The sequence below is a fragment of the Petrocella sp. genome (genome assembly GCF_059865615.1).
The window spans coordinates 1-9,107 of record NZ_JCBCDA010000131.1 but is presented as its reverse complement, the minus strand read 5'-3'; the positions used below and the strand labels follow the sequence as shown (position 1 = coordinate 9,107).

General features: G+C 33.5%; 8 protein-coding genes and 1 riboswitch. Of the genes, 1 reads left to right on the top strand and 7 read right to left on the bottom strand.

Annotation, left to right across the window (positions count from 1 at the left end; all coding sequences use genetic code 11):
- Window positions 1–447: 447 nt before the first annotated feature.
- From AC6F8J_RS14570 to AC6F8J_RS14545, 6 genes are all read right to left on the bottom strand, one after another.
- The gene (locus tag AC6F8J_RS14570; protein WP_500724355.1) at window positions 448–1,968 is read right to left on the bottom strand and encodes a Cys-Gln thioester bond-forming surface protein; all 1,521 of its coding nucleotides are present in this window, start codon (window positions 1,966–1,968) and stop codon (window positions 448–450) included.
- Window positions 1,969–2,132: 164 nt separating this feature from the next.
- A riboswitch (cyclic di-GMP riboswitch) is annotated at window positions 2,133–2,214 on the bottom strand.
- 84 nt (window positions 2,215–2,298) lie between these two features.
- A complete protein-coding gene (locus tag AC6F8J_RS14565) occupies window positions 2,299–2,946 on the bottom strand; it encodes a polysaccharide biosynthesis tyrosine autokinase (RefSeq protein ID WP_500724354.1) in 648 nt (215 codons plus the stop codon).
- Window positions 2,943–3,644, bottom strand: a complete 702-nt coding sequence (locus tag AC6F8J_RS14560) for a Wzz/FepE/Etk N-terminal domain-containing protein (protein ID WP_500724353.1) — start codon at window positions 3,642–3,644, stop codon at window positions 2,943–2,945. Before AC6F8J_RS14560 ends, AC6F8J_RS14565 begins: the two co-directional genes overlap by 4 nt.
- A gap of 127 nt (window positions 3,645–3,771) precedes the next feature.
- On the bottom strand, window positions 3,772–5,484 hold the full coding sequence (locus tag AC6F8J_RS14555; protein WP_500724352.1) for an ATP-binding cassette domain-containing protein: 1,713 nt from the start codon (window positions 5,482–5,484) through the stop codon (window positions 3,772–3,774).
- Window positions 5,468–6,415, bottom strand: a complete 948-nt coding sequence (locus AC6F8J_RS14550) for a hypothetical protein (protein ID WP_500724351.1) — start codon at window positions 6,413–6,415, stop codon at window positions 5,468–5,470. The genes AC6F8J_RS14555 and AC6F8J_RS14550 overlap by 17 nt, the downstream gene beginning before the upstream one ends.
- Before the next feature lie 72 nt (window positions 6,416–6,487).
- Window positions 6,488–6,775, bottom strand: coding sequence for a PqqD family peptide modification chaperone (locus AC6F8J_RS14545; protein WP_500724350.1), 288 nt, complete (start codon window positions 6,773–6,775; stop codon window positions 6,488–6,490).
- Between the two features lie 451 nt (window positions 6,776–7,226).
- Here AC6F8J_RS14545 and AC6F8J_RS14540 point away from each other — a divergent pair, with 451 nt between their 5' ends.
- The gene (locus tag AC6F8J_RS14540; protein WP_500724349.1) at window positions 7,227–7,379 is read left to right on the top strand and encodes a hypothetical protein; all 153 of its coding nucleotides are present in this window, start codon (window positions 7,227–7,229) and stop codon (window positions 7,377–7,379) included.
- A 196-nt stretch (window positions 7,380–7,575) separates the two neighbouring features.
- Here AC6F8J_RS14540 and AC6F8J_RS14535 read toward each other — a convergent pair.
- A partial coding sequence (locus AC6F8J_RS14535) for a glycoside hydrolase family protein (protein ID WP_500724348.1) occupies window positions 7,576–9,107 on the bottom strand: 1,532 nt, incomplete at its 5' end.

Here is a 9,107-nt window from a genome sequence, read left to right as displayed (position 1 = left end):
ATATATCAAATAGTTGTTCGCTTTGATTTCTGAATGGTTCGTCATAATAATATACCATTAACCTTTCACCTGAAATACCTAAGAATATAGCTTTTTATGTCTATGCTAAAGTGTCAAAACTAAGTTTCACTAAATTCGCCTGCCATATGTAGATTACGTTGATACATTCATAACTACATATGGTAGGTGAAAGTTCAACTATATAGTTTTTACGCCTTAACCAATAATCTATTATAAAATAACGATTTTCATTCAAATAAAGCATTAACCTTAGTTAATGCTTTATTTGAATATACATGAAATAAATTAATAATTATTTAACTCCGAGGTAGAACCCACTGTTCAGTTAATACAACTTCTAATTCAATAATTTCTGGCTTTTTCCACTCTTTCTTCACACTAACACCTCCTTCATCTTTTTTATGATTTAGTATACTATTTAGTATACTATTTATTACGCTTCTTAATATATAAACCTAACCCGGATATACTGCTTCCTAGTAGCATCAATATACCAATTGGTGTTCCTGATGTTTCAGGTAAAGCTTGAGGTATGATTATAGCTTCATCTAAAATAACCTCTTCAAGCTCTGGCACCGCTTCAGGTATTTCTACTATTTCATCCGGTATTTCTATTTCTTCTGGTTCTGGTTCTGGTTCTGGATCTGGTTCTGGTTCTGGATCTGGATCTGGATCTGGGTCACGATCTCTACTTCTTCTTGTATAACTGAAGTCTCTGGTTGCTATAATATCTTCATCATCGACAAATACTAACGTTTGAGAATCTTTAATCTCTTCTTCATAGTCAACGTCCAGTGCAATTGTCCTAAAAACTCTGTTTGAATCATTATTAGTAGATTTTAATAGCACTTCCAAATCTTCATCGTCACCTGTTTTGGTGTCATCACCTGTTTGGATGTCGTCACCTGTTTTAGTGTCATCACCTGTTTGGATGTCGTCACCTGTTTTAGTGTCGTCACCTGTTTTAGTGTCGTCACCTGTTTGGATGTCGTCATCTGTTTTGGTGTCGTCACCTGTTTGGATGTCGTCATCTGTTTTGGTGTCGTTACCTGTTTGGATGTCGTCATCTGTTTTGGTGTCATCTTCTAAAGTTTCTTTATATTCAACCTCTACAGGTATAGGTATCAATTCAGTATGTGTGCCTGTCAACCTATACGCTTCAACCAATGTGCCTTTTAATGTTATTCTAAGATTTTCATTAGCAGGCAAATTACTTTCACTGATGGTCAACTCGACAGATACTAAAAAATCTCCATTTCGGGTTAAGTCTTCAGTCAATATACTTTTATTATATGATAATTGAGCATTAAGTTCTTCAGTGTCCACTTTCGTACCATCTGGCAACTGAATGTAATAATCAAAGTTCAGTGTCACAATGCCACCGGATCTTCTATAGCTTGGGCTTGTTATAACCGCTTCATACTCATTCGGTGATGCCATTGGTGATAATTCCAAAAAATAATTATAAAGCATTGTAATATCACTATTTGCTACAGGTGAATACATTGGTGTTCCATTTACTATTTTCCATATTGCATATTGAGTAGCTGTTATTACATCATCTTTACTTAGGCTTTCCACCTCTAGATTGTCTTCAATTTCCTTCAAGTTAAGATAGGGTAGAGAGTGAGCTAATATCGCCCTAACCATATTATCATCATTATTATCACCAAGCGGGATAATGTCTCCGTAAACTGAGTCTACAAACATCTCCATGGTTTCATCAAAACAATATGCTTGCAATAAATCGCCTGTTTTTATGTCATATAAATTAAAAATAAAAGTATTGTCAACATCTGCCCCCCGTATAAAGCCATCCAAACCGCCACCAGGATATGGTGTCCAGTAAAAACTACTACCAAATACACTTGTTGACATCAATAATGACATAATTAAAATACTCGATAGGACCAAACTTAATTTCTTTTTTATTTTATAGTTTTTCATCTTCTTCTCCTCTACAATAGTCGGATATCATTGTTCAGCTACTATTGCCCTTAAATAAAGTATTAGCAGAATCTTGTTTATATTCCCCTCATAACTTACTATAACATTGTAATATTTCGCAAATACCAACAAATATTTGGAAATAAAAAAAGCTGCTTATTATTTTAAGCAGCCGAACTATCATAGTCTAAACCTTAGATTCTAGCTTTGCGCCCTTCTTTTTCAAGAAGTTTGCCAAAATATTATGTTTTATATTTATAAAACTAATCCTTATTACCTATTATATCATTTTTGCACCATAAGTCAATCCTTACTAGAAGAATAAATATATTATTTATTCTTCTTTTTTTTCGACTTTGTCACAACCACACCTATTATTTTCGCATTTACCATCTCTAACATATCATGCATTTTAATTAAGTGGTCTTTACGAGTTTCATTAAGAGCGGCAATAAGAATAACACCATCGACGATCCTTGATAAAACCGTTCCATCTGAATAGTTCATAATAGGTGGTACATCCATCAATACAACATCATACTCCGCCTTCATCTCCTCTATCAAGGGCATAATTTCCGGCCTTGCATAGAGTTCAAGGTTGGATACTGATGAAGTACCTGCTGTCAAAATACTTAAGCCCTTTATTTGTATGTTTTTATTTACACAGTCTTTTAATTGTTTCTTTTCAAAAAGTAAGTTTGTTAAACCCGGCCGTTTAGGCACCTCAAATAGATTATAGATCTTAGGGTGTCTATAGTCGCCTTCAACCAATAGTACTTTTTTTCCTAACTGGGCTAAGGATACAGCCAGATTTGTTATAACTGCTGTTTTATCATCATCTTCATTGGCGCTTGCCAACATGATGATTTTTTTTCCACTACTTACGTTTATATGACTAAGTATAGATCTTAGAATCTTGTACGCTTCAGATACATATGAATCAGGTTCACTTATGATAATGATTTTTTCTTTTTTCATAATCTATTAGCCTCCATTGTATAACTAGGTAACTCGGCTAATATTGGTAACCCTAAAAGCGCTTCTATTTCTTCAACGTTCTGTAATATTTTTTTGGCCAATACTGCTTTATAAATCATAAACCCTAGACCTAGCAATAAACCTAAGCTACTACCTACCATCATAAATATGATAGCAGATGGTCCTATAGGACGTTCAGGTGCACGCGCTTCATCAATAATCTGAATGTTATCCAAGCCTACAATTCCCGTCACCGCTATAGAAAGTTGATTTGTATATGCATTTGCCACTTCAGCTGCTATTTTAGGATTGTTGTCTCTATAGCCTATAGAAAACAAACGCGTTGTTCCAATATTAGCAATACTCATATTTTCTCTTAAATCTTCAATCGGTATGCTTAAATTAAGCTCATTAATAACATTTTCTGCTACTAATCTGGTCCTTAGTATTTCTTTATAGTCGTTAATTAATTGTTGCGTCATTTCAAATTCTTGAATCATGATTCTTGTATCTGCGTCTACGCCTGATGGATTTCCTATAAATATTGTTGTGTGAGCTTCATATTCAGGCGCAACAATGATCGTTCCTACCACAAAAGATATCAATATGCCGACTAATATAAAACCTATCAGTATCCACCATTTTTTTATACACGTATTCAAAAAATCACTAAAACTAATCTCCAGGAAGTTCCCCATAGCAGTCTCCTTAATAAACCTTCTTATATTTTATCGTAATGAATTAATACCTATCATCTTATTAACTCAGCTTATCTTAGCATTCATTGGCCAACTTATCAAGACCTGACAGTTCAAAGCAATTATTTTATTCATCTTCAAAATTTACGGCATCCTTATAGCTGATCTCATATAAATAACCCTTATCAATTTTTAATATTCTATCGCAGATTTTTAATGCAGATAATCTATGGGTTATAATAATACAAGTTGGTGATTGCTCTAATGACTGTATTGTTTTTAATACTTGCACTTCTGTTTTTGAGTCTAAAGCTGAAGTGGCCTCATCTAAAATAAGAATAGGTGCTTTATGAAGCAGTGCTCTTGCAATGGCAATTCTTTGAGTTTGTCCTTCAGATAGTCCAACCCCCCTTTCGCCAATGTGAGTCGCCATAACATTTTCAGTTTCTCGAATGAAATCCCATGCACTTGCAGCTTTTGCGGCCTCCTTTAGTTCCTCTTCTGTTGCATCCTCTTTACCCAGTCTTAAGTTATCTTCTATAGAGCCCGAAAAAATATTGTTACCTTGTGGAACATAGGAAATGAACCCTCTTGCCTTAGTACTCACCTCATACTCTTTTTCTCCATCTAGTATAGATATATGACCCTTTATAGGATTTAAAAGAGACATTAATAAATGTATAAACGTAGTTTTTCCTTCACCTGAAGATCCAATAATGCCTATTGTTTCTCCTGGTTCAATTTCTATGTTAATATTTTTTAGTACATAATTATCTTTGTTATAGTAAAAATCGACTTGTTTATAAATGATACCTGCCGAAGTCATATCTGAAGAAAAGTCAGCTTCAAACTCGCTCTCCATTTCTTCTATTTCTCTAATTCTTTCAACAGAAGCCAAAGCATATACAATCGCAGGTATGGAAGTCGCCACAGTGATCAATGGCCCTTGTATGTTTCCTATAAGTTGAATGAGTGCCATAAGTGTTCCGAAGGTTGTTGTACCTTCTGCTATCTTCACCGATCCCCATAAGAAAACAAGAAAAAATCCCATCCATGAGCTCATTGTAACCAAAGAAGATGAAATGACCGTCAATCTTGATCTTGAAGCCACTAAGTTTACCTTTTCCTGTTGCATCGATTTCGCTTTATTAAAACTCATTTTTTCCAAACAAAATGTCTTTACCACCAACATGTTTTGAATAGACTCATTGATAAAAGACCTATAGGTAGACTCAATTAACTGACTTTCAATATAAAGCTTTTTAAGTCTTTTAGAAAAAACTCGTATAAATAATGCCGCAAGAGGTATAACAGTAATGATCACAACGGCCAACCTTGCATCAATATAAAATATAGAAATAAATGAGCCAAAAACCAGTATACTAAGCGTAACAATATTCGGAATCGTTGAAATAATGACTTCTGTTATTTCATCAACATCACTGGTCATTCGTGTTAAATAATCACCACTATGGTATTTTAAAAATTGCATCCATTTTGTTTTGACAATTCTAGTGTATAGCTTATTTTGTATACTATTTGCAATTGTAATATCTCCTTTTTCAAGTAATATTGTACGAACTGCTTTTACACCAATATCAAACAAAATAATCCCACCCAATAATAGCAAATAATGATTCATTTGCTCAATATCGGCAGCTGTAGCTGAATCAACCAACCATTTTGTAACCAATGCTCTATAAATACCTAGTAAAGCTGAGATGGCACCAAAAAAAATAATTGCAAATACAAAATGACTAAACCCTTTCATTGTAACAAGCAACCACTTTAAATTAATGAATATTTCTTTTGTTTTCTTTTTGTCAATCTTCTTGCTCATTTTTTCGCCTTTTCCCAATATCTTCACCTGTTAGTTTAAACATAATCTTTTTTAGCTGTTCCAAAACGGTGAACCCTTGTTCTGGTCTAGTCATACTATAAAAAATTGTGTTCTTTACCGTTAGTAATAATGTCTGATAGTACTCATTTGTGAACCTAGCAACATCATATAATTGACCACAATATATATTTCTTTCTATATGCTTTATTTTATCGATTCCCTTTAGCTCTTCTAATATAACCGCTTCAGTCATACCTGTTTGAATCTCCACAATCACTGTAAGTGGCATTTTTTCTTCAATATAATTTTCTTCAAGCTTTACTATATATTTATCTTCTTCCATACTGGATTGTTTCAAATTCTGAAGATTATAGCCCATTTTCAAAGCCGTATCACTACAAAGTCTCTGTTGTGGAAATGCAGGATGTACAAAACATTTCGAATCCCTATCCACAGATAAAACCGATATGTCATCCGCCAAAAATCCATAGCCTTTCTTTCTAAATGCTGAACATAGACTTGTTTTTCCGGCACCACATTCTCCCGTTATAATTAAGGCTTGCTGTCCAACGCTTATTGCACTTCCATGCATTGCAATTCTATTTCTTTGAATAAGTAATACGCCCATTGCTGTACCTAGAAGATAAACAGTAACACAGTTCATATCCGACTCTTTATAAAGTTCAATAAGGATGTGATCACCATTTGTTACATAGTATTTTGCAACACCCTCAATATCAAACAAAAATGCCGTCCTTGATAATTGATACTGGTTGCTTTCTTCTAATACATTTTTTATAACACTTGGAGCAGTGCCCAGTTGAATGCATACATCATATTTACCTTCACTTATATTCAACTCTGGTAGTTTAATTTCTGAATACAGATTTAATCCAAAGGCTTTATAATAATATTTTTTTCTTTCTAACATCTGATACCCTCATCTTTATCATATAATACTTTGTTAAAAGGTCAAAACTAAGTTTCATCAAAATCACATACCTTATATATCGATACAAATTAATTCTCTTACATACAAATCTCTTATAAAATCGGATACTTCTTCCTGGCATCTTTGTTTGTCAATCTCGTAATGTGTTAACAAAAAACCGACTATAGAGTTTATCGTTTGAGGCTCATCTAGTATTTTCCATATCATAGATCCAACATTATTAATCCCATAATGAACACCTTTTTCTGTATCGTTAATCACAAGTTCACCATCAAAATCGATAATCATTAACTCTTTTTTTCTTATGATTGCTTCTTGATTAATTTCAAAATAATCCATCTAATACCACCTTTCAAGCAAGGAACCACTCGAATTCATTTGACTCTATTCCAAGCATACAAGAAACTGAAACTTTAGTTAATGATAGCTTCTTCTAATTTCCATGTCAAGTATTTACCAAAGATCTACTTATATTTAGATATTCAAACCAAATCCATCTTTGCTTAAAGGGTCAAAACTAAGTTTCACTAAATTCACATACCATATATAGATTACGTTGATATATTCGTAACTATATATGGTATGCAAAAGTTCTACTATATAGTTTTGACGCCTTAACCATCTTTTCAATCGAAAACTTTTTTCATTAAAAGTTATGGACAAATCTTTTTCAAAGGATTATAATTATTTAAAAAGTCACCTATGTCACATAATATGAGCTTAAGTCCAAAAGTTAGACAATATAGAAATAAACTGTAACCAATACAAGTAACTATGAGGAGGTTAGGTCATGGAAAAATGGAACAAACCTGAGATTGTTGAGCTGCATTCACAATCAACAGAAGCAGGTAGAGGTCGAGGTAACTCTAATGGTAAAAGAAAAGATAAAGGTGAATCTAATCGACCACCTATATGTATTATAGGACCTAGTGGACCAAGATAATGTCGAATTCAAGCACCCCATCTACGATGGCGTGCTTTTTTTTATTCTTCAGAAAGGACCTTGACGCATTCAACTATGTTTTAAAGCTGAATGCTAGAGTATGACTTTCCTAGAGAAGAACAAAGAGGCTGTTGCACTAATTTCTAAGCGCAACAGCCTCTTTGTTTATTCTCAATTATATTTTTTGAAATTAATGTTAATCAAGTTTGATATTGTCAGTTAAAATTGAACCATCACTTGTATTGGCAAGATTAGTAAAACCACTATGCTTATTACCTTTTAAGGTTACGCTGGTACTCGTACTATTATTGAATAGACTTGAATATTTAGCACCAGTATTTACAAAAGTATTATTATCAAATAAAGCGGTTGATCCTGCACCTAAAAATCTTGCTCTTTGCGTTGTAACTTTGTTCATTTCAAAAGTCGAATTTTCTACCACTAGATTTTTAACATTTGAACTGCTGTCAGCATAAAATAGATGCAAGTCACTTATATTCGTCGCTGTAATGTTTGATATGATTACATCAACTAAATTTTGATAAATATTAAAGAGTATGCCTTCCATTCCATTTCCATCAATAGTTACATTCTTTATACTTGATTGATACATATTTTTAATTCTAAATGCGCTTTTTGGTACGTCTGTAATTGCTGTCGGTTCCATTATCTTTACATTATTGATGTCTACATTTGATACATTATCAATACTGAATCCCAAATCCACTCTAACGATGTCTACATTTGATACGGTTACATTGTTTGCGCCACTGAATATTAAAATACCTACTCTTGAGTCTTGGACCCTACTGTTCAATATATTAATGTTAGTAGATGCACTTGTATTGGCATAGCCATTATATAAGTGTACACCCGCACCTGGTGAGTTCTCAAACAATACGTTATCAAATGTTATATTGCTTGTATTCTTATCAATATAGACTGAGTGAAGATATCGACTTGATCCTGCACTTGCGTCAAGAGTACCATTTGTCATTTTAAAACCATTGGTTGTATTCATTAATATAGGTGTTAAAGATCTGTATATATGCGTATTATCTAAAGTAATGTCTTCATTGATTTGATTGATACTTGAGGCACCAAACTTAATACCTACATTCATGTCATACATATTCACGTCTTGAACTTTTAGATTATTTATGCCTGTGAAATGCATTGCTGTTACATTACTGGTCAAACTGTCTGTAGCGTACCCAGTTCCTTCTCTATCATTTTTTGATTTGAATGTTAAGCCTTCAACCGTTACATTTGTTACATATTTTCCATAATCTGTTAGCATCATATTAACCAGTCCACTTTGTGATGGCATATACAATGTGGCTCCATAACCACTGATGTGTAAATCACTCTTAATGAGCAAGGTTCTATTCACTCTATAAGTCTTATTCTCTTCAAAAACCAATACCTTATTCAAAGCACTCGCTTCATTAATTGCCTTTTGAATGGCTGTAGTATCATCTGTAATACCATCTCCTACTGCACCAAATGCATTTACATCTAAACTATCAATTACTACTGGTTCTTCTACTAGCGGTTCTTCTACTACTGGTTCTTCCACTACCGGTTCTTCCACTACCGGTTCTTCCACTACCGGTTCTTCTACTACCGGTTCTTCTACTACCGGTTCTTCTACTACCGGTTCTTCTACTACTGGTTCTTCTACTACTGGTTCTTCTACTACTGGTTCTTCTACTACTGGTTCTTCTA